This window comes from Saccharibacillus sp. WB 17 (assembly GCF_008634075.2).
GTDB lineage: Bacteria > Bacillota > Bacilli > Paenibacillales > Paenibacillaceae > Saccharibacillus > Saccharibacillus brassicae.
This window is the reverse complement of record NZ_VPFK02000042.1, coordinates 28,840-48,808: the sequence shown is the minus strand read 5'-3', so window position 1 is coordinate 48,808 and position 19,969 is coordinate 28,840. Positions and strand designations below refer to the sequence as shown.

Genomic DNA, 19,969 nt, shown 5'->3' with positions numbered 1-19,969 from the left:
CGTCGGTCGAGTCTCTTCAGCCTCTTATTATAGCCCTCCCCGCAGGGAAACGCCATGAAAAGCCGCCTGCGCGGCGATCGCCTGCAGCATGCTTCGCGCAAAAGCCGTCAGCCGGGCTTCCGGCACCGCCGGGCCGCTTCGCACGTCTCCTGCGTAAGCCTCAAGCGCGGGCCGCACCACGTCCGTCCATTCCGGGAGCGCCGAAGCTGCCCATTCTCCGCCTTCTTTTTTTGAAGCGACTGTCCCGGTCTTCAGGAACATCAGCACCCGGCACAAATTAAGCGTCAGATAGACCGGATTGTCCTTAATCTCCGCTTCGGCGCCGCGTACGTCGCTCCAGACCGACTCCAGATAAGCATGCTTCGGCACCGGCGGATACGAATCGCGCAGCGGCGGACCGTACAAAGCGACGCCGCGCTCGTAGGCGACGGTGACCTGCGCGGCCAGATCGTCATCCGCGTAGTCCGCGCACAAATAGTGCGGATCGGAAGCGTACCGTTCGCGGTGCGCCCCGGAATAATGATAGACGCACGGCGCCGGATGCCTGAATTGACGGAGAACATCCTCTTCCACGACGCTGAATTCCAGGTCGCGGCCGGCCGGAAAACGGGCGTGCGTCTCCAGCGTACTGCGCGTCAGCGCATACAGCCGCTCCGACTCCGGCCGTTCTCGCACGACGACCAGCAGATCGATATCGCTCGACGCCGGATTAAAGCCGCCGATCGCCAGCGAACCGTGCAGGTAGAGGCCGGTCACGTAGGCTCCCAGCGCCTCGCGTATGCTTGCGGCCGCGTGGTGGGCCTCTTGGAGGGCGAGTTGGAGGGCGGAGGCTTGGTGAGAGGAGGCTTGGTGAGAGGAGGCTGGCGGACGGGAAGCCGCGGGTGGCTGATGTGGATTTGTCAAATGTGTCGAATCTGCGGGCTGCACGGGTTTCATCGGAAAGCCTCCTTTTCCGGTTCTAATTTCCACTTCCACTTCCACTTCCACTTCCACTTCCACTTCCACTTCCACTTCCACAGTGGATTATGCTCGCGGCCGACGCGCTTGGCTAACGAATCCTGATCACGCTATAGGCGCGTTTTGAGTCTTTTTTCGAATCTAACGAATCGTCATCATGCTAATTGCGCGTAAAGCGCCTTTTGCAGCCTCTACGCACGAAATAGCGATATGAGAATTCGTTAAAATACGGGATTGTCTCTAAAAGCCGATTTAACGTTATGACGATTCGTTAGAATTCGGCTGTCTCATGCTTCCCGCTTATCCGCACGCATGCCGGTCATAGGCACGCGCGCGTATTCGCCCGCGAGACGTATAAGCCCGCTGGACGCTCCTGTAGGGCTCACCAATCCCCGATAGCGGCCACACCTATCCGCCCAGGTTCATCGCCGCATACAGGGCGCCCAGCGCGCCGCTGTAAGGGCCGGCTTCGGGGATGACGGCCTCGGAGCCGAGCATCGCCGTAAACCGCACGGTCAGCTCGCGCAGCAGCGCGTTGTGCTCGTACGACGAGCCGACGTACACGACCCGGCGCGCTCCGTGCAGCTTGGCGTGCTGCACGCCTACCGTCGTGACGATCTCCGCCACCATGCCGATCACCGCCGCCGCATAATCCTGCGGCCGTGCGCCGCCTTCAGGCGGCAGAGGCCGCGCAAAATTCGCGGCCGTCAGGTCGCCGGCAATCGGCGGCTGCGCCGGGGCATAGATCTGCCCCACCGTCAGATCGACCGCCTCCCGGTCGCCCAGCGGGGCCAGCCGCGCGATTTCCGCGTAATCGCGCACCCCGCACAGCAGGCCCGTCAGACCCACGATCGTGCCTCCGCCCAGACCGATCCCGCCGAGCCTCGGCCGCTCGGCCCCGTCAATCACATAGAACGACGTCCCGGTGCCGACGTTGACGAGCACGAAGCGTTCGGCCCCGCTACCGGGGGCAGAGCTGTCCGGCGCTGCTGCGCCGGACGAGGCGCCTTCGCCTGCCGCGCCGCCGGAAGCCCGGCCGCCGGAGCCGCGGCTCTCTGCCTCCAGAATCCGGACGGCGCCTTCGGCCGTTGCTTCGAATTCCGGCACATCCGCGAAGTTCGCATGCTTCGGCAGCAGGCGGCGCAGCCTCTCCGCCTGCCCGCCGGTACAGCCGATCCGCGTGCCGGGCGGCAGATGCGCCGCGATCCAGGTGGCAGATGCGCCGCGATCCAGGTGGCCGCCTCTTCGATACGCGAAGTCGGGAACTTCAGCAGCTTCGGCGAAGGGGCGGAAGCTTCCGCCCCTTCCTGCCAGGCTGTCGGCGCCTGCCGCTGCGCAGTCGTCTCCCGCTCTGAATCCTCGTCCACATAAGCGATCTTGATCAGCGTGCCTCCCGCGTCGATGCCTGCGTATGTCGTCATTTCGGCCGGTCCTCCCGCCTGCGCCGAACCGTCGGCGCGGTTGATCCGGCCTGCCGCGATCGGCTCGCCGGGGTTTATTTTCCCTTATCATAAACGCCGCGCAGCCGAAGGCCAAATTTTTGCAAATTCCGGAACTTCCCTCTTGATCTTTCGCGTCCGATCCTTTAGAGTAAGACGAGTTGACATTGTATAACCTCAATAAGACGGTTTGAGGGTATCTACCGGGAACCATATCTCCCGACTACAAAGTCGCGCCGAAGGCGCCTTTGCAGTCGGGAGTTTTTGCGTTTTCGCACACTTCCGCACTCCTTTCGCGCCGCACTTTCAAGGAAAAAAGGAGACCCGAATCAACATGAATCTGAAAGTTCTCGTTCTGACGATCGCCGCGTTTACCGTAGGCCTCGTCGAACTTATCATTGGCGGCGTCCTGCCGCTGATCGCCGGCGATCTGGGCGTGTCCGTCAGCACGGCGGGCCAGCTGATTACCGCGTACGCGCTCGTCTACGCCGTATCGGGGCCGACGCTGCTGGCGTTCACCGCCCGCTTCGAACGCCGCAAGCTGTACCTGTGGTCGCTCGTCGTGTTTATCCTCGGCAGTCTGCTCGCTTACTGGAGCCCGAACTTCGGCGTGCTGCTGATCTCGCGCTTCGTCACGGCGGCGAGCGGCTCGCTGATCACGACGCTGTCGCTGACGCTGGCCGTCAAAGTCGTGCCGGAAAGCCACCGCGCGCGCGTCATCGGCATTATCTCGATGGGCATCAGCTCGTCGATCGTGCTGGGCGTTCCGCTCGGCGTTCTGGCCGCCGACCAGTTCGGCTGGCGCATTCTGTTCCTGTTCATCGCGATCTTCGCGCTGCTGGCCATGTTCGTCGTCTACAAGTTCATGGAACCTGTCGCTCCACAGCAGGCGATCCCGCTCCGAACGCAGCTGGCTTCGCTCAAAAGCTTCCGCGTCGTCGGCGCCCATCTCGTAACGGCGCTCATGCTGGCCGGCCATTACACGCTGTATGCCTACTTCACGCCGTTCCTTGAGAACGTCATGCACCTCGGCGCTTCGTGGATCAGCATCGTCTACTTCTTCTTCGGCCTCGCGGCCGTAGCCGGCGGCATGATCGGCGGATTCATGTCCGACAGCCTCGGCGCCAGAAGAAGCATCATGATCGTCGTCGGCGCTTTTGCGCTCACCATGTTCCTGCTGCCGTTCTCGGCTTCGTTCGTGCCGCTGTTCGCGATCCTCGTCTTCGTCTGGGGCGCGCTGAGCTGGGCACTCTCGCCGGCGCAGCAGAGCTACCTGATCGACGCCGCACCGGAGACGTCCGAGATCCAGCAGAGCTTCAACTTCTCCGCCCTGCAGCTCGGCATCGCAGCCGGCTCGGCGATCGGCGGCGTCGTGATCGACAACACGCCGGCCGTGACGTTCAATGCGTGGATCGGCGGCGGCATCGTCGTACTGGCCTTCTTCGTGGCCATCTACACGCTGTACCGCAAACCGTCTTCCCGCCGTCCGGAAGGACACGGCAAACAGGCCGGTTCGAAGCTTGAGCCGACGTTGGGCGGAGATTGATTCTTCGCCTCTCCTTTACAAACGGCAGTGAATCCGAAAAGCCCGGCCGACAGATTCCCTGTCGGCCGGGCTTTTGCTATACGAGAGCGAACAACAAAAAAGAGACGCCGCGTCCGGCGTCTCTTTTTTGTGCTGCGTCTTTCGATCCCGGCGTCCCGGGATCGAAGCCGTCAGCGGTCCAGCAGATCGATTTCGGCCGGTCGGCCGAAAATCTTATTGGAATTTCGTGAGGTCGAGGTTGTAGAACGATTTCAGGCCGTTGTATTGAGCCAGTTCGCCCAGTTGGTCTTCGATGCGAAGCAGTTGGTTGTACTTGGCAACGCGGTCCGTACGGGAAGGTGCACCCGTTTTGATCTGACCGGCGTTTGTCGCAACGGCGATGTCCGCGATCGTGCTGTCTTCGGATTCGCCCGAACGGTGCGAGATTACAGCCGTGTAGCCTGCGCGTTTTGCCATTTCGATCGCGTCGAAAGTCTCGGTCAGCGTACCGATTTGGTTAACTTTGATCAGGATCGAGTTACCGATGTTTTCTTCGATACCGCGGCCCAGACGCTCGGTGTTCGTTACGAACAGATCGTCGCCGACCAGTTGGATCTTGTCGCCCAGTTTCTCGGTGAGCAGTTTCCAACCTTCCCAGTCGTCTTCGGAGCAGCCGTCTTCGATTGTGATGATCGGGTACTTGTCGACCCACGAAGCGAGCAGGTCAACGAATTCTGCGGAAGAGTACGATTTGCCTTCGCCCGCGAGTACGTATTGACCGTCTTTGTAGAACTCGGTCGAAGCCACGTCCATACCGAGGAAGACGTCTTTACCCGGCGTGTAGCCGGCTTTTTCGATCGCTTCGATGATCGTCGACAGTGCTTCTTCGTTCGACGTGAAGTTCGGAGCGAAGCCGCCTTCGTCGCCTACAGCCGTTGCCAAGCCTTTGCTGCTCAGTACGGATTTGAGGTTGTGGAAGATTTCTGCGCCCATGCGCAGAGCTTCTTTGAATGTAGGCGCGCCTACCGGCAGAACCATGAACTCTTGTACGTCAACGTTGTTGTCGGCATGCTCGCCGCCGTTAACGATGTTCATCATAGGAACCGGAAGCTGCTTGGCGTTGAATCCGCCGAGGTAGACGTACAGCGGCAGGTCGAGAGCGTCGGCCGCAGCGCGGGCAACAGCCATCGAAACGGCCAGGATCGCGTTAGCGCCCAGTTTGCCTTTGTTTGGCGTTCCGTCCAAAGCGATCATCGCTTTGTCGATGCCCAGTTGGTCAAGAGCGTCCATGCCGATGACTTCAGGAGCGATTGTTTCGTTTACGTTTTTAACGGCGTTTTCTACGCCTTTGCCCAGGTAACGGCTTTTGTCGCCGTCGCGAAGCTCTACCGCTTCGTGAACGCCGGTCGAAGCGCCGGAAGGTACGATTGCGCGGCCGATTGCGCCGGATTCCAGGTACACTTCAACTTCAACAGTAGGGTTACCGCGGGAGTCAAGGACTTCGCGTGCATAAACGTCAGAAATAATCGTCATTTTAAGTAATCTCCTTTGAGTTCGGTTTTATAAGTTAACTATGCCACATTCGAGGCTTAATGAGAAGTTTTGCGTGCGGAAATGACGGATTGTCCGGTCATGTCCGCCGGTTGAACGACCTGCATCAGGTCGAGAATCGTCGGCGCGATGTCGGCCAGGATGCCGCCTTCGCGCAGCGTCACTTCTTCGCTGGTTACGATGAACGGAACCGGGTTGGTCGTGTGCGCCGTCTGAGGGCGTCCGAATTCGTCGATCTCGGTCTCGGCATTGCCGTGGTCGGCCGTGATCAGCGCGACTCCGCCTTTGGCGAGGATCGCGTCCACGACGCGGCCTACGCATTCGTCGGTCGTCTCGACCGCTTTGATCGTCGGCTCCATCATGCCGGAGTGTCCGACCATGTCCGGATTGGCGAAGTTCAGAATAATGCAGTCCTGTCTCTCCGCTTCGATCTCGGCGATGCAGGCGTCGGCCACTTCGCGTGCGCTCATCTCGGGCTGAAGGTCGTAAGTGGCAACCTTCGGCGAGTTGATAAGGATGCGCGTTTCGCCTTCCAGTTCCACGTCGCGTCCGCCGCTGAAGAAGAACGTCACGTGCGGGTATTTCTCGGTCTCGGCAATACGCAGCTGCGATTTGCCGTTCTGCACGAGAACTTCGCCGAGCGTGTTGTTCAGGTTCTTCGGCGAGTAAGCCACGCTGCCCTGCACGTTCACGCTGTAAGTCGTGAACGAGACGAAGCTCAGCGTTTCCGGCTGCGCGTCTCCGCGATCGAAACCGGCGAAGCCCGGAGCGGTCAGCGCTTCGGAGAGCTGGATCGCGCGGTCGGGACGGAAGTTGATGAAGATGATCGAGTCGCCCGTTTGGATCTTCGCGGTCGGCTGTCCATTTTTGGCAATTACGGTTGGCAGAACGAATTCGTCCATCACGCTTTTGGCGTAGGAGTTCTCCACCGCTTCCAGCGCGCTGTCGGCCATCTCGCCTGTTCCGTAGACCAGGGCGCGGTAAGCCAGTTCGACGCGTTCCCATCTCTTGTCGCGGTCCATCGCGTAATAGCGGCCTTGCACGGTCGCGATTTCGCCTACGCCGATTTCGGCGATCTTGGCCACGAGCTGTTCCATATACTTCTTGCCGCTGTCCGGAGCGACGTCGCGTCCGTCCATGAAGGCATGGATGTATACGTTATGGAAGTCCAGTTTTTTGCACAGTTCGAGCGTAGCGTACAGATGCTCGATATGGCTGTGCACGCCGCCGTCCGACAGCAGGCCAAGCACGTGCAGCGCTTTGCCGCTGTCTTTGGCGGATTGAACGGCACCGACCAGCGTCGCGTTTTCGAAGAAATCGCCTTCGCGGATCGATTTGGAAATCCGGGTCAGATCCTGATATACGACGCGGCCCGCGCCGATATTCAGGTGGCCGACTTCGGAGTTGCCCATCTGGCCTTCCGGCAGGCCTACGGCTTCGCCGCATGCCGTCAGCGTCGTGTGCGGATACTTGTTCAAAAAGCGCTCGTAGTTCGGCTTTTTGGCTTGGGCAACCGCGTTGCCTTCCACGCCTTCGCGCAGACCGAAGCCGTCCATGATGATCAATGCTACCGGTTTTGGAGCTGTCATTACTTCGCCCCCTCAACCAGGGCCGTGAAGGAGTCGGGCTGCAGACTCGCGCCGCCGACGAGTGCTCCGTCGATATCGCTTTGGCCCAGGTATTCCGTTACGTTCTCCGGCTTCACGCTGCCGCCGTATTGGATACGGATCACGTCGGCTGTCGCTTGGTCGTACAGGTCGGCCAGAACGGTGCGGATGTAAGCCGTCACTTCGTTCGCGTCCGCCGATGTCGACGATTTGCCTGTTCCGATCGCCCAGATCGGCTCGTATGCTACAACCACTTCAGCCGCTTGTTCTTTGGACAGGCCCTGGAACGCGCCTACCGTTTGAACTTTGCAGACTTCTTTGGTTTGGTCGGCTTCGCGCTCTTCGAGCTTTTCGCCTACGCATACGATCGGAGTCAGGTCGTTGCGGAAAGCCGCCACGACTTTTTTGTTCACGATCTCGTCGGTCTCGCCGAAGTACTGGCGGCGTTCCGAGTGACCGATGATGACGTAGTCCACGCCGAGCTCTTTGAGCATAACGCCGCTGATTTCGCCTGTGAATGCGCCGTTGTCTTCGAAGTGAAGGTTTTGTGCGCCCACTTTGATTCCGGTGCCTTTAACCGCTTCGGTCAGGGCAGGAAGGTTGGTGAACGGTGCGCAGATGACGGTTTCCACGCCTTCCACGACTGCGCTGCCTTTTACCGCTTCGGCAAAGGCCAGCGTTTCGGATACGGTTTTGAACATTTTCCAGTTACCGGCGATGATTGGGGTTCTCACGAAATAATCCACTCCTTTTAGTGACTTCTTTGAAAAAGACTTTCCAGCCGGCGTAAGCGCTCCGGAGGCGCTTTGACGCGCAAGCCGAGCTTGAATCATTTTTCAAAATCGCTTTAAAACTTGCTCCGTAGGAAAAGGCGGCGGGATCGGTTGAAGCGATCCCGCTCGGCTCTTGGTTGGGAGACGGGAATCTTACTTATCGTTGAGAGCGACAACACCCGGGAGGGCTTTGCCTTCCATGAATTCCAGGGAAGCGCCGCCGCCCGTGGAGATATGGTTCATTTTTTCGGCCAAGCCGAATTTCTCGGTAGCCGCAGCGGAGTCGCCGCCGCCGATGATCGTGTAGCCTTCCGTGTTCGCGCAGGCTTCGCCTACGGCACGCGTACCGTGGGAGAAAGGCTCGATTTCGAATACGCCCATCGGTCCGTTCCAAACGACCAGTTTGGATTTTGCGATGACGTCCGCGTACAGGGCACGCGTCTTCGGACCGATGTCGATGCCTTCCCAATCGGAAGGGATGCCTTCTTCAACGTTGATAATCTTCGTGTTGGCCGAAGCGCTGAAGTCGTCGGAGATCACGATGTCGACCGGCAGCATGAAGTTCTTGCCGAGCTTTTTGGCTTTTTCGATAAAGCCGAGCGCTACCTCGAACTTGCTGTCGTCCAGCAGCGATTGACCGATTTCATAGCCTTGGGCTTTGAAGAAGGTATACGCCAGGCCGCCGCCGATCAGCACGTTGTCGGCGATGTTCAGCAGGTTGTCGATCACGTCGATCTTGTCTTTGACTTTGGAGCCGCCGACGATCGCCGTGAACGGACGTTCCGGGTTCAGCAGCGCTTTGCCGAGCACGTCGAGTTCTTTTTCCATCAGCAGGCCGGAAACGGCCGGCAGGTGGTGCGCGATGCCTTCTGTCGAAGCATGTGCGCGGTGAGCGGCGCCGAAGGCGTCGTTTACGAACAGATCGGCGAGCGAAGCGAACTCTTTGGCGAGTTCCGGATCGTTTTTCTCTTCGCCTTTGTGGAAACGCACGTTTTCAAGTACCAACACGTCTCCGTCTTTGAGCTCGGCGATTTTAGCCTTGACCGTCTCTCCGATCGACTCGTCCGTTTTGGCAACCGGTTTGCCCAGCAGCTCGGACAGGCGTTCCGCGGCGGAAGTCAGTCTCATCGACTCGACCACTTCGCCCTTCGGACGTCCCATATGGCTCGCCAGCAGCACTTTCGCGCCTTTTTCGGTCAAATATTCGATCGTCGGAATCGTTGCACGGATACGCGTATCGTCCGTAATCTTTCCGTCTTCGAGCGGAACGTTAAAATCGACGCGCACAAACACGACTTTGCCGCTTACTTCTACGTCACGTACACTTTTCTTATTCATAAATTAAATCCCCCATGCCCTCAAATTTAGAATTCAGGATTCCAAGGAATACGACTCTCGCAGCGCGGCAACTTAGAAAAAGCGGAAACAAAATTACCCTGTTTCCGCTTTATCCGCATGTCGCACATTGACCGGGTTCCCATGAACACGGCCAACGTACCCAAAGATTGCTATTTACTTGCCGTAATCCGTGCGAAAATGTCCGGAATTACTGAGCTTTTTTCGCGAAGAACTCAAGCGTGCGAACGAGTTGAGCCGTGTAGGACATTTCGTTGTCGTACCAAGCTACCGTTTTAACGAGCTGCTTGTCGCCAACTGTCATTACGCGGGTTTGCGTAGCGTCGAACAGGGAGCCGTAAGTCATGCCCTTGATGTCGGACGATACGATTTCGTCTTCCGTGTAACCGTAAGTTTCCGGGTCGGCTGCAGCTTTCATCGCAGCGTTGACTTCGTCAACCGTTACGCTCTTCTCGAGAACCGTTACCAGCTCCGTGAGGGAACCTGTAGCAACCGGTACGCGCTGCGCAGCGCCGTCAAGTTTGCCTTGCAGTTCAGGAATAACCAGACCGATTGCTTTTGCAGCGCCAGTCGTGTTAGGAATGATGTTTTCCGCTGCTGCACGGGCACGACGGAAGTCGCCTTTAGGGTGCGGAGCGTCCAGCGTGTTTTGGTCGCCGGTGTAAGCGTGGATCGTAGTCATGAGACCTTGAACGACGCCGAACTGGTCTTGCAGCGTTTTTGCCATAGGAGCCAGGCAGTTCGTTGTGCAAGATGCACCGGAGATAACCGTTTCCGTACCGTCGAGGATCTCGTGGTTAACGTTGTAAACGATTGTCTTCATGTCGCCCGTTGCCGGAGCGGAGATGACGACTTTTTTGGCGCCAGCCGTGATGTGCTTCTCAGCGCCTTCTTTGGTTGTGAAGAAGCCTGTGCATTCCAGCACGATGTCAACGCCGAGCTCTCCCCAAGGAAGTTCTTCAGGGTTGCGGTTCGCCAGAACCTTTACTTCTTTGCCGTTCACTTTGAAGAAGCCGTCGTGTACTTCGACTTCGCCGTTGAACTTGCCTTGCGTTGTATCATATTTCAACAGGTGTGCGAGCATTTTCGCATCGGTCAAGTCGTTGATTGCGACAACCTCGATACCTTGCACGTCTTGAATACGGCGGAAAGCCAAACGTCCGATACGACCAAATCCGTTAATTCCTACTTTTACAGTCATTGAACAGTTCCTCCTAAGAAAATGGTTTTTGAAGAAATGTTTTCATTTATTCAAGGCGCGTATCTCCATATCGATGAAAACACGGCGCCATGAGTAACAAGTTCATCAAGCGCTCTCCAGCACCCGGACAATCTCCATCGCAGCCGCTTCGTCGATGACCAGAATGTCTTCCTGGCCGAACCTCAGCACCGCGTGGATCGCCTTCGCTTTCGATTTGCCGCCCGCAATGCCAAGTACGACGTCCGCCGCCTTGATATCGTCGAGCCTGAGTCCGAGCGTCAGCATATTATGTACGACGCTGCCGCTCTCGTCGAAGTAATAACCGAACGATTCGGCTACCGCTCCCTTGTCGCGAAGACCGTCGGTGGTAGCTTCGTCCAGCTTGCGCCTTCTAGCCATATCCACCGCATTCCCGATCCCGTGCACGATGATGCGGGCCGTGCGGATCTCGCGAACGATTTCCTGGATGTTCGGGTCGTGTACGAGCGATTCGTACGCTTCCCGGCTCAAAAGATCGGGTACGTGCAGCAGCCGGTAATCGGCGCCCACGCGCTTGGCCATGTTGGAAGCGATCGTGTTCGCCTGGATTTCCAGGCTCTCGCCCAGTCCTCCGCGAGCCGGCACGAACCAGCTCCCCTTGAGGGGACCGTTGACCGGATAGGTCAGCTGCTCGGCCATTTCGGCCAGCGTCGTGCCTCCCGTTACGGCCACCACGTCTCCGCCCCGCATGACGCCGAGCAGCGCTTTGGCCCCGGCTTTGCCGAGTTCGCGCTTGGAGAGAGGCGATTCTTCGCAGTTCCCCGGAACGACCACGACTTTCTGGAGTCCGTAGAAACGGCGAATCTTCTCTTCCAGGTTGGACAATCCCACCAATTCCTTCAATACCGGTTCCAGACGCTCAAGAAGGAGTTGTCCGGCATCGCTGATCCGCATGCCCGCCGTGTCCGTTTCAATCAAGCCCTGCGCTTTCAGCAGATCGGTCTCGGCTCTCAGCACGCGTTCGGTCATCTGCAGGGAGTGGGCCAGCGTTCGGCGTCCCGTCGTGCCCGTCAGCATAATCTGATGCAGGATCGTATACCGTTTCTTGAGAGTTTCCATGAGATCGGGAAGCAGCTGCTGCTGAATTTCGAGAATGTTCTGCATGCGTTCCACCTCTGCAAACTTCGTCTGCCCGTATAATGTTGGACCAATGGACGATTATTGTCCCGGGAACACTTTTTATGTCCCACACCTAGTTTAACCAATTTGACGCCGCGATGCAAGCTTTGCCCCGCGTATATTTTGTGCTTTTCCAATCTGCCGGCCGGCCTACTAGATATGGAGAAAAGGCGTGCAGCAAGCGCATGATGTAGGGGTATTTTTGTCCCCTTTTTCACAACTTTCTTAGGGCTTGCAATTTCTCTTGCTGCCTAGTATAATAATGATTGCTGCTGTTTGTAAGCGTGCGCCCGTGGTCCAATGGATATGACGTAGGCCTCCGAAGCCTGAGATCCAAGTTCGATTCTTGGCGGGCGCGCCATTATTTTTACAGCATCCGAATGTATGGAAATGTTCCGTTAAGGGACAGCCCGTTATTATTTAACTGTATTTTTCATTTCTGACGCCGATATCGGCTATTTTTTTTGCATAAAGTTTGACTTTCTTTGACTTTATGTTTGGGATTGTTTATCATATGGGTAATACCAGCTAGACGTTTATCGGACCTTCGTTTGCACAGGGTTCGACAGCTCATCCAGCCTGGGCATCCATTCCAATTCTAAGAGCGGAATCCATCCGTTCACAAGGAGGTTTTTCACTGTGGGTTACATTCCTATGGTCGTTGAACAAAGCAACCGCGGCGAGAGAGCGTACGATATTTACTCCCGTCTGCTGAAAGACCGCATCATCTTCCTCGGCACCGAAGTCAACGATGTCGTGGCCAACGCGATCATCGCACAGCTCCTGTTCCTCGAAGCGGAAGATCCGGAGAAAGACATTTACCTCTACATTAACAGCCCGGGCGGTTCGATCACGGCCGGCATGGCAATTTTCGATACGATGCAGTTCATCAAGGCAGACGTCTCCACGATCTGCGTCGGCATGGCCGCTTCGATGGGCGCATTCCTGTTGAACGCCGGCGCCAAGGGCAAGCGTTTTGCCCTGCCGAACAGCGAAATCATGATTCACCAGCCGCTCGGCGGCGCCCAGGGTCAGGCTTCGGATATCGAAATCCGTGCCCGCCGCATCCTCGCGCTGCGCGACAAGCTGAACCGCATCCTGTCCGAGCGTACCGGCCAACCGCTGGAACGCATCGAAAAAGATACGGACCGCGATTACTTCATGGAAGCTGCCGCGGCAGCCGAATACGGCATCATCGACAAAGTGATCGAGAAGCCGATTGCCGAAGCCGGCGTGAAGTAAACCGATTATGTCTGAAAAAACAGCCGTCCGGCCCAAGCCGGACGGCTGTTTTGCGTAGATTCGCGCTTATCGGGGTAGATTCGCGCTCAGTTACGGTCATCACATCACCGTGCCTGTATCGGTCATTGTCGTTCATTTGCGTTCATTGGACGCGCATTTCGCAACCGTCCCGTCCGCTTTGCGTAATAGGTGCAGATACATAACCATTCGCACGTACATTCGAGGAGGACAACGCCCATGCAATTTCGCCATAACGATTTTCGCGTCTTCAGTTCGCTCCGCAGAGAAAATATGATCATCGAAGTCATTCAGGCCGGCGGCCTGCCGGAAAATTATAACGCCGAACTGGCCAAATCCGTAAACCATCACGATTCGGAACGGTTCGGCTGGCAGCAGGTGCGCATCCTGCTCGACGATTCTTCGGCCATTCTCGAAGCGGGCGCGCTCCAGTTCATGTTCGGCAATATCGAGATGGAGAACCGCTCCGGCGGCGTGGGCGGCTTCGCCAAGAAGTTCGTCGGCAGCGCCGTGACGGGCGAGACCGCGAGCAAGCCGGTCTACCGCGGCACGGGCGAAATCTATCTGGAGCCCAAACGCAAAGACTTCACGCTGATCGAGCTTGCGCCGGGCGAAGAGATTATCGTGGACGACGGCCTGTTCTACTGCGCGGAAAACACGGTCAAAGTCGGCGTTGCCAAGCAGGGTAACGCCTCGACGGCGCTGTTCGGCGGCGAAGGGCTGTTCCAGACGAAGATCACGGCGACGGACAGCAGCTATGTCGTGCTGGAACTGCCGGTACCGGAATACGAACTCGTCCGCTACGAACTCAAAGGCGAGACGCTCAAAGTCGACGGAACGTTCGCGGTGCTGCGCAGCAGCACGATCGAATTCTCTATCGAGCGTTCGACCAAGTCGCTGATGGGCTCGGCTTCGTCCGGCGAAGGCATGCTCCAGACGTTCCGCGGCCACGGCGAAGTGTGGCTGGCCCCGACGCTGCCGATGCGCGCGCAGCCTTTCTAAAGGCGGGCTTCGCGGCGCAGGCCGAGCAGGCCGAGCAGGCCGAGCAGGCCGAGCAGGCCGAGCAGGCCGAGCAGGCCGAGCAGGCCGAGCAGGCCGAGCAGGCCGAGCAAAAAGCCCCGTTCTCCATCAAGATGGAGAACGGGGCTTTTGCGATGCGGCCGGCCGGTCCCGGGCGAATGTGCCCGGGGCTTCGCTTGCGGCGGCCTAGCGGCCGGCCTGCGAGAACTCGGGCAGCGTCAGCCCGTCGAGCTGCGCGATGTCGCCGGCTACGTCGGCGACGCTCGTGTCGCGCAGCACCTGCTCCATCGCCTGTTGGGCGGCAAGCAGAATCGGGTTCATGGCGGCCTGGATATTGCGGCCGACTTCGCAGTTCGGGTTCGGGCTCTCGTGCAGAGCGAACAATCCGCCTTCGCCGACGGCTCCGACCGCGCGGTACACTTCGAACAGCGTAATGTCCGCAAGCGGCTTCTGCAGGCGCGCTCCGGCGATGCCCGCTCTCGCTTCGACCAAGCCGGCGCGGCCGAGCATGCCGGTGATGCGCCGAATCACGACGGGATTCGTGTTCACGCTGCCCGCGATAAATTCGGAAGTCGCCGTGCCCGGCTCCGAAACGCTAAGCAAAATCAACGTATGCACGGCCACGGGGAATTTGGTGCTGATATTCACTTTGCATGCCTCCCTCCGGCGCTTCCGGGATGTGTTTGGGTGAAACTATTCTAGTTACATTACAGGAAAATGTCAACCTTGCGTCGTTTCCGCGCTGCAGATGACTTCGGTCCAGCCAAAACGGTCTTCGATATCGCCGCGCTGCAGCGCAGTCAGCTCGTCGTACAGACGGCGCGTCCATTCGCCCGTCTCTCCGCCGCCGATTTTGAACGTTTTGCCGTTCCAGCCGATCTCGCCGATCGGCGACACGACGGCCGCCGTGCCGGTGCCGAACGCTTCAAGCAGCGTGCCGTCTTCGGCGAAAGCGCTCAGTTCGTCGATCGTGACCGGACGCTCTTCCACTTCGAAGCCGAAATCGCGCAGCATTTGGATCGACGAATCGCGCGTGATGCCGTTCAGGATGCTTCCGCTGAGCGAAGGCGTGACGATCCGGTCTCCGATCCGGAAAAAGACGTTCATGCTGCCGACTTCTTCCACGTACTTGCGGTGTACGCCGTCCAGCCACAGCACCTGCGAGTAGCCGGCTCCGTAGGCATTCTCCTGCGCCTGCATGCTTGCCGCGTAGTTGCCGGCCGTCTTGGCTTCGCCGACTCCGCCCGCGACGGCGCGCACGTCGCGCGTCTCCACGTGGATACGGACCGGGTTCAGCCCTTCCGCGTAATAGGCTCCGACCGGCGACAGAATGATCATCATCTTGTAGCTGAGCGAAGGGTTCGCGCCGAGATGGTTCTCGGTCGCGATCGCGAACGGACGGATATACAGCGACGTTCCCGGCGCCGAAGGCACCCAGCTGCGATCAAGCTTGATCAGTTCCTTGAGCGCTTGCAGCACGAAGCTCTCGTCGATCTCCGGAATGCTCATCCGGCGGCAGGAGCGGTTGAAGCGCTCGAAGTTTTTCTCCGGACGGAACAGACGGATATCGCCGTCTTCGCCCATATAGGCTTTCATGCCTTCGAAAATGGTCTGCCCGTAATGGAACACTTTGGCTGCCGGGTCCATCGGGATCGGTCCGTAAGGAACGATCTTGGCATCGTGCCAACCTTCGCCCTTTTTGTAGTCCATCGTGAACATATGGTCCGTCATATAAACGCCAAACGACAGATTGGCGGTATCCGGTTTCGGTTTGCGCTGCGTCGTCTCTTGAATCTTCAGTTCACCCTGCATGATGCACGCTCCTCTTTTTATATTGAATCCTATCATCGTCTTACCTATATTAATAATATCCTTTTCGTCGGTTCTGCATACCCCAAAAGTATGAAAGGAGCAGAAAAAAGATGGATCTTCGCCAACTGCGCTATTTTTCCGCCGTGTTCAGGGACGGTCAAATCACTTCCGCCGCCAAAAAATTGAATATGGAACAGCCTCCGCTCAGCCGGCAGATGAAGCTGCTCGAAGAAGAACTCGGCACGCCGCTGTTCGACCGCAGCGGCCGCAGGCTGATCCCGACGGAAGCCGGAAGACGGCTGTACGAACGTTCCGAAGCGCTGCTCGTGCAGCTGGAAGAGACGCTGCTCGAGATTCGGGAGCTTGGTGAAGGCATCGGCGGCACGCTGTCGATCGGCGCCGTCGTCTCGTGCGTGTCGCTGCTGCCGGGCGCGATCGAACGGTTCGGGCGGGAACATCCCGCCGTGACGTTCAATATCCAGGAAGGCGACCATTTCCAGCTCGCCGAACTGCTGCGCCAGCGCCGGATCGAGCTGATCGTCGCGCGGCTGCCGTTCGAGGCGCCGCCGGGCGCCGACGATTACGGCATCGCGCCGCTGCCGCCCGATCCACTGGCCGCCGCCGTGCCGGCCGGCTGGACCGAATACGCGGGCAGGCGCAGCCTGAGCCTGAACGAACTGTCGACGCGTCCGCTCCTGACGCTCAAGACCGACCGCACGACCGGCATGCACGAGCGGATCATGCAGGAGTTCGCGGCGCGCGGCGCCGTGCCCCGCGTCTTCTGCGAATGTTCCAGCGTCGCGGTCATCCTCGCGCTTGTCGCCCAGGGGCTGGGCGCTTCGCTGCTGCCCCGCTCTGTACTCGCTTCGTTCCGCTCGGAAGATTTTCGCGTTCTGGAACTCGGCGATGCCGTGCTTCAGGCCGACGTCGGGCTCGTCTGGCTGCAGGGCCGCTATTTGTCCAGAAGCGCGGAACGCTTCATGGACAAGCTGCTCGAACCCCGCGAACCTTGCGAATAAGCGGGCGTGCAATTCTCCGGCGCATGCGGACGAACGCAAACGCAATCGAACCCAAACCAAAAGCCCGGCTCCGGCGAAGCGCGAATGTCTCGCGCTCCGCCGGGCCGGGCCTGCGTGTTCGAATTTGGCTTGATTATCCGAACGGAAAAACTTTTACGTTCAAAGCCGATCTTTTTCTTACGCTGGACTATATGCTGGATGAAGATCCCGCGAAGTTACAGTCCCGCAAAAGGATCGGTGCCTTTTGGAAGCAGGGAAGCGAACGTGAAGTCGAAGGACGGAATACCTGCCGCGTAAGGCGTGTATTCGTACTGCTGGAAGAAGATCGTGAAGCCGCCGTTGCGGACGTAGAAGCCCGGCTTGCTGCCGATCGTCTTGAAGCCGTCCTCGCTGAGCAGCGAACCGGCTTTTTTGAAAGCCGCGGCGACTTTTTTGTCCAGCTCGCCGAACGCTTTCGGATTCGCTTTGAGCAGCTGCTTCAGCGTTACTTCTGCACCCGTCTTCAGGTTGAAGTTGTAGCCGGTCTGAACCGTGCCGCCGTGAGCGCCGCCGTAGAACGAGTAATCCTGCATCACGGCGCTGAACAGTCCGTTTTTGTTGTAGGAGATCATGTAATTGGCATCCGCTTCGTAGTGCATCTCGCCGGACAGCGCGCCGAATTCTTTCATGTCGGCTTCGAAGCTCTTCAGGAACGACTGGGCATGCTGCTTGAGCGCCGCGTTGATCTTCGCGATGCCCGCGTCGCTGCCGGCCAGCTCCGGATACCGGATATTGATGACCGCGTCTTTGCCGGCCGCGCTGCTCTTGAGCGTTTTCTCGGTCACGGTAACGCCCGGGCTTGCCGCCGGCTTAAGCGCGATGGAACCTGCGTTCAGCGTGCCGTCGATGCCCGCGTAATCACGCAGCACGGACAACGGAACGTACATCGTGCCGGCTTTGGTCCGCCCTTCCGCCTGAAGGCCAACGCCGTTCGCGCCGATCCAGATGTTGCTCTCGTAAGGCGACAGCGTCAGCGCGTTCGGCGACGTGCCGAGCTCGTAGAGACCGGTTTCTTTATCGTAAGCGAGCGACAGGCCCGCGGCTTTGGCCAAAGCTTTGACCGGCACGTACGTGTCGCCGCCCGCCTGGTAAGCGTTCGCTCCCAGCGCTTTGCCGTTCCAGCTCACTTTGACGCTGGCAGTCGTGGAAGCGGTTGCCGAAGCGGCTGCCGCGTGGGCTCCACTCGTGCCGATTCCTGCCGTGGCCGGCAGCAGCAGCCCTGCCGTAAGGACGGCGGCCGTCATCATCTTGGTCGTTTTTTTCCATGCTTGCACGTTGTGATTTGTCATCATCCGTTCAGCTCCTTCGCATCTTGGCGGTTTGTCTTTATCCATCCTGATTATAAAAGGGCCGCGGCGGAAATGGGTGACAAGGAGCATTACAGTATTGCAACCCTTACTCGGGCTTTTTTACAAAATTGTTAAGGTTGGCGGCTTGCAAAATGCGCGGGTTACGCATCGGCTCCTTCGTTGCCTTCATTCCACCTGGGTGCGCCCATGATGCTCGACAGCCGGCCTCCGGGAGGCGCGGGCAGCACCGGAAAATCCAGTTCCATGACGAGAATCGGCAGCTTGCCGGTCTCCAGCGTGCGGTCGGCGAAGTATCCGTAGAACGAATACAGATAGCCGCACGGGTAATTGTCCGCGTCCGATTCCTCGTAATGGCGAAAAGCGGCTTCGCTTTCGATATCGCTAAAATCCGGCTGACGTCTCAATTCGGTGCCGTAATCGGCTTCTGTCTCCATGCGGCTGCCTTCTTCCACGCGCTGCGCGAACCATTCCAGCATGCGGTTCAACTGGCGAGCCGAACGGTTCGGCGACGCAATCAAAATTTCGGGATGGCCAAAGCTGTATTCCAATCCAATCGTAAACGCGTAGTTCATTCCTTCATCAGACAGAACGATTGGCATCCACCCCTTGTTCATGAGCTCCGGGATGTAAGACAGCCTTTTGCGCGCAAAATCCGTGTACTCCTGGCAAAACAACGAATAACGCTCGAACAGGTTGCGCCCTGGATTTTCGTGCAGCAGCCTGCGGTAATATTGTTTGCGGTCTTCGGGAATGTTCATTGTTTCGATCACTGGAATCACCTCGCTTCTTGGTTCCGAATATGGGATGTTGTGTGGAGAGTCTAAGGGAGAGTCACGTTCTTTGCTTACTCCATTTATAAACCTCCCATTCGATTCCAAACAGTTAAGCGGTTCTTTTTTTGTAAAAGATTCAACCGGCGCCGCTCGAAAAAAGCCCCGGTTGGCGTGAATTTAAGCAACAAAGCCGCCTTCGCACGGGGCGAAGGCGGCTTCAGGTCGAATGTCCGGATCAAGGCACGCTTATTTCATCTCATATTGCACGGTCAGACGGGTCGTCACCGTAATTTGACCCGGTTCGATGGAAGTCGGGGGGGCACCCGCCGCCATGTCCGCCGTAGCGCGTTCGTACTGCGCGTACACGATCGGAGCTTCCGCGTCGTCCTGGCTGATCGAGACGATCGCGCCGAGCGTACGGTTGGCCGATTTGGCGATCGCCGACGCTTTTTTGTTGGCGCTGGACATCGCTTTGGCGATCGCCTGCTCTTCGTACTGGTCCGGATTCTCGGCCGCGAAGCTGATGTTCTGGATACGGTTGGCTCCCGCTTCGGAAGCGGCATCCAGCAGTTGGCCCAGCTTGTCCAGATCGCGGTACGTTACTTTGAGCACGTGCACGGAGCTGTAGTCCTTGATCGTCTGGCCGTTGTCGTCGCTGTACGTGTAGTTCGGCGATACGTTGAACTGCTCCGTCTCGATGTCTTTGGCGGCAATTTTCCATTCGCCTTTGAGCAGGGTGTTCAGCTTGCTCATCGAAGTCGCCGTTTTCTTCTGCGCCGCCGCTGCCGTAGCCGCGTTCGATTCCACGCCGATGTACAGATAAGCGACGTCCGGCGTTACTTTGATTTCCCCTTTACCGGCCACATTGATGACGTTCATTGCAACGACCTCCGCAGCATGAGCCTGATTCATTCCGAGCGACGCGGGCACGGCCGCTCCTCCGACGAGCAAAGATCCGGCGATCAATACGCTGCCAAGCGGTTTCATCCACATTTTCATCGTTTATCCCTCCAAGTTATCGTTGATTACCCTCTAAACGACAATGGGGCCGAAAAAGTTGCAGGGTCCGGGCGCGAACGCAAAAAACCTTTCGGCCGGACGCCAGTGAAGGCGCGTACGGCAGAAAGGTTGACGCGTGTTGGGCGCGGATCGGCGACACTCCGGTCACG

17 protein-coding genes, 1 tRNA gene and 1 riboswitch are annotated in these 19,969 nt (G+C 58.3%); of the genes, 5 read left to right on the top strand and 13 right to left on the bottom strand.

Annotated elements, in window-relative coordinates; all coding sequences use genetic code 11:
• Positions 1 to 27: 27 nt before the first annotated feature.
• Entirely contained in the window at positions 28 to 756 is a 729-nt protein-coding gene (locus tag FTE24_RS18965; RefSeq protein WP_160441833.1) for an aminoglycoside adenylyltransferase domain-containing protein, read from the bottom strand.
• A gap of 609 nt (positions 757 to 1,365) precedes the next feature.
• On the bottom strand, positions 1,366 to 2,064 hold the full coding sequence (locus FTE24_RS23585) for a hypothetical protein (protein ID WP_160441832.1): 699 nt from the start codon (positions 2,062 to 2,064) through the stop codon (positions 1,366 to 1,368).
• A 479-nt stretch (positions 2,065 to 2,543) separates the two neighbouring features.
• A riboswitch (purine riboswitch) is annotated at positions 2,544 to 2,642 on the top strand.
• An 88-nt stretch (positions 2,643 to 2,730) separates the two neighbouring features.
• On the opposite strand from FTE24_RS23585, the gene FTE24_RS18955 reads away from it, so the two are divergent.
• Positions 2,731 to 3,942, top strand: a complete 1,212-nt coding sequence (locus FTE24_RS18955) for an MFS transporter (RefSeq protein ID WP_150233933.1) — start codon at positions 2,731 to 2,733, stop codon at positions 3,940 to 3,942.
• Positions 3,943 to 4,155: 213 nt separating this feature from the next.
• Here FTE24_RS18955 and eno read toward each other — a convergent pair whose 3' ends face one another.
• The 6 genes from eno to FTE24_RS18925 form a co-directional block, all read right to left on the bottom strand.
• Positions 4,156 to 5,454, bottom strand: a complete 1,299-nt coding sequence (gene eno, locus FTE24_RS18950) for a phosphopyruvate hydratase (RefSeq protein ID WP_150233935.1) — start codon at positions 5,452 to 5,454, stop codon at positions 4,156 to 4,158.
• Between the two features lie 56 nt (positions 5,455 to 5,510).
• Positions 5,511 to 7,061 carry a 2,3-bisphosphoglycerate-independent phosphoglycerate mutase gene (gene gpmI, locus FTE24_RS18945; RefSeq protein ID WP_150233937.1) on the bottom strand — a complete coding sequence of 517 codons (1,551 nt, stop codon included), beginning with the start codon at positions 7,059 to 7,061 and terminating at the stop codon, positions 5,511 to 5,513.
• Positions 7,061 to 7,813: a triose-phosphate isomerase gene (tpiA, locus tag FTE24_RS18940; RefSeq protein WP_141447939.1), complete on the bottom strand. Its 753-nt coding sequence runs from the start codon at positions 7,811 to 7,813 to the stop codon at positions 7,061 to 7,063. Before tpiA ends, gpmI begins: the two co-directional genes overlap by 1 nt.
• A 192-nt stretch (positions 7,814 to 8,005) precedes the next feature.
• Positions 8,006 to 9,190, bottom strand: coding sequence for a phosphoglycerate kinase (locus FTE24_RS18935; protein WP_150233939.1), 1,185 nt, complete (start codon positions 9,188 to 9,190; stop codon positions 8,006 to 8,008).
• Between the two features lie 208 nt (positions 9,191 to 9,398).
• Entirely contained in the window at positions 9,399 to 10,409 is a 1,011-nt protein-coding gene (gene gap / locus FTE24_RS18930; RefSeq protein ID WP_141447937.1) for a type I glyceraldehyde-3-phosphate dehydrogenase, read from the bottom strand.
• 105 nt (positions 10,410 to 10,514) lie between these two features.
• The gene (locus FTE24_RS18925; RefSeq protein WP_141447936.1) at positions 10,515 to 11,552 is read right to left on the bottom strand and encodes a sugar-binding transcriptional regulator; all 1,038 of its coding nucleotides are present in this window, start codon (positions 11,550 to 11,552) and stop codon (positions 10,515 to 10,517) included.
• A 301-nt stretch (positions 11,553 to 11,853) separates the two neighbouring features.
• On the opposite strand from FTE24_RS18925, the gene FTE24_RS18920 reads away from it, so the two are divergent.
• From FTE24_RS18920 to FTE24_RS18910, 3 genes are all read left to right on the top strand, one after another.
• Positions 11,854 to 11,928: transfer RNA gene (locus FTE24_RS18920), tRNA-Arg, on the top strand.
• 278 nt (positions 11,929 to 12,206) lie between these two features.
• Positions 12,207 to 12,809: an ATP-dependent Clp endopeptidase proteolytic subunit ClpP gene (gene clpP / locus FTE24_RS18915; protein ID WP_141447935.1), complete on the top strand. Its 603-nt coding sequence runs from the start codon at positions 12,207 to 12,209 to the stop codon at positions 12,807 to 12,809.
• A 237-nt stretch (positions 12,810 to 13,046) separates the two neighbouring features.
• Entirely contained in the window at positions 13,047 to 13,829 is a 783-nt protein-coding gene (locus FTE24_RS18910) for an AIM24 family protein (RefSeq protein ID WP_150233941.1), read from the top strand.
• Positions 13,830 to 14,033: 204 nt separating this feature from the next.
• Here FTE24_RS18910 and FTE24_RS18905 read toward each other — a convergent pair whose 3' ends face one another.
• Complete coding sequence (locus FTE24_RS18905; RefSeq protein WP_150233944.1) at positions 14,034 to 14,495, bottom strand: Rrf2 family transcriptional regulator; 462 nt, start codon at positions 14,493 to 14,495, stop codon at positions 14,034 to 14,036.
• A 72-nt stretch (positions 14,496 to 14,567) separates the two neighbouring features.
• On the bottom strand, positions 14,568 to 15,659 hold the full coding sequence (locus FTE24_RS18900; RefSeq protein ID WP_141447932.1) for a branched-chain amino acid aminotransferase: 1,092 nt from the start codon (positions 15,657 to 15,659) through the stop codon (positions 14,568 to 14,570).
• Between the two features lie 110 nt (positions 15,660 to 15,769).
• Between FTE24_RS18900 and FTE24_RS18895 the strand changes: the two genes are divergently transcribed.
• The gene (locus FTE24_RS18895; protein ID WP_150233946.1) at positions 15,770 to 16,678 is read left to right on the top strand and encodes a LysR family transcriptional regulator; all 909 of its coding nucleotides are present in this window, start codon (positions 15,770 to 15,772) and stop codon (positions 16,676 to 16,678) included.
• A 215-nt stretch (positions 16,679 to 16,893) separates the two neighbouring features.
• On the opposite strand, the gene FTE24_RS18890 is transcribed toward FTE24_RS18895, so the two are convergent.
• The 3 genes from FTE24_RS18890 to FTE24_RS18880 form a co-directional block, all read right to left on the bottom strand.
• Positions 16,894 to 18,009 (bottom strand): PdaC/SigV domain-containing protein, encoded by a 1,116-nt coding sequence (locus FTE24_RS18890; RefSeq protein WP_160441831.1) that lies wholly within the window; start codon positions 18,007 to 18,009, stop codon positions 16,894 to 16,896.
• Between the two features lie 158 nt (positions 18,010 to 18,167).
• Complete coding sequence (locus tag FTE24_RS18885; protein ID WP_141447929.1) at positions 18,168 to 18,797, bottom strand: DUF4262 domain-containing protein; 630 nt, start codon at positions 18,795 to 18,797, stop codon at positions 18,168 to 18,170.
• Positions 18,798 to 19,046: 249 nt separating this feature from the next.
• Complete coding sequence (locus FTE24_RS18880; RefSeq protein WP_141447928.1) at positions 19,047 to 19,799, bottom strand: SIMPL domain-containing protein; 753 nt, start codon at positions 19,797 to 19,799, stop codon at positions 19,047 to 19,049.
• Positions 19,800 to 19,969 lie beyond the last annotated feature (170 nt).

Coding starts and splice junctions, on each gene's coding strand:
- FTE24_RS18895 (WP_150233946.1), top strand. CDS start 15,770: ATGGATCTTCGCCAACTGCGCTATTTTTCCGCCGTGTTCAGGGACGGT.
- FTE24_RS18890 (WP_160441831.1), bottom strand. CDS start 18,009: ATGATGACAAATCACAACGTGCAAGCATGGAAAAAAACGACCAAGATG.
- FTE24_RS18900 (WP_141447932.1), bottom strand. CDS start 15,659: ATGCAGGGTGAACTGAAGATTCAAGAGACGACGCAGCGCAAACCGAAA.
- eno (WP_150233935.1), bottom strand. CDS start 5,454: ATGACGATTATTTCTGACGTTTATGCACGCGAAGTCCTTGACTCCCGC.
- gpmI (WP_150233937.1), bottom strand. CDS start 7,061: ATGACAGCTCCAAAACCGGTAGCATTGATCATCATGGACGGCTTCGGT.
- gap (WP_141447937.1), bottom strand. CDS start 10,409: ATGACTGTAAAAGTAGGAATTAACGGATTTGGTCGTATCGGACGTTTG.
- FTE24_RS18925 (WP_141447936.1), bottom strand. CDS start 11,552: ATGCAGAACATTCTCGAAATTCAGCAGCAGCTGCTTCCCGATCTCATG.
- FTE24_RS18880 (WP_141447928.1), bottom strand. CDS start 19,799: ATGAAAATGTGGATGAAACCGCTTGGCAGCGTATTGATCGCCGGATCT.
- FTE24_RS18910 (WP_150233941.1), top strand. CDS start 13,047: ATGCAATTTCGCCATAACGATTTTCGCGTCTTCAGTTCGCTCCGCAGA.
- FTE24_RS18935 (WP_150233939.1), bottom strand. CDS start 9,190: ATGAATAAGAAAAGTGTACGTGACGTAGAAGTAAGCGGCAAAGTCGTG.
- FTE24_RS18955 (WP_150233933.1), top strand. CDS start 2,731: ATGAATCTGAAAGTTCTCGTTCTGACGATCGCCGCGTTTACCGTAGGC.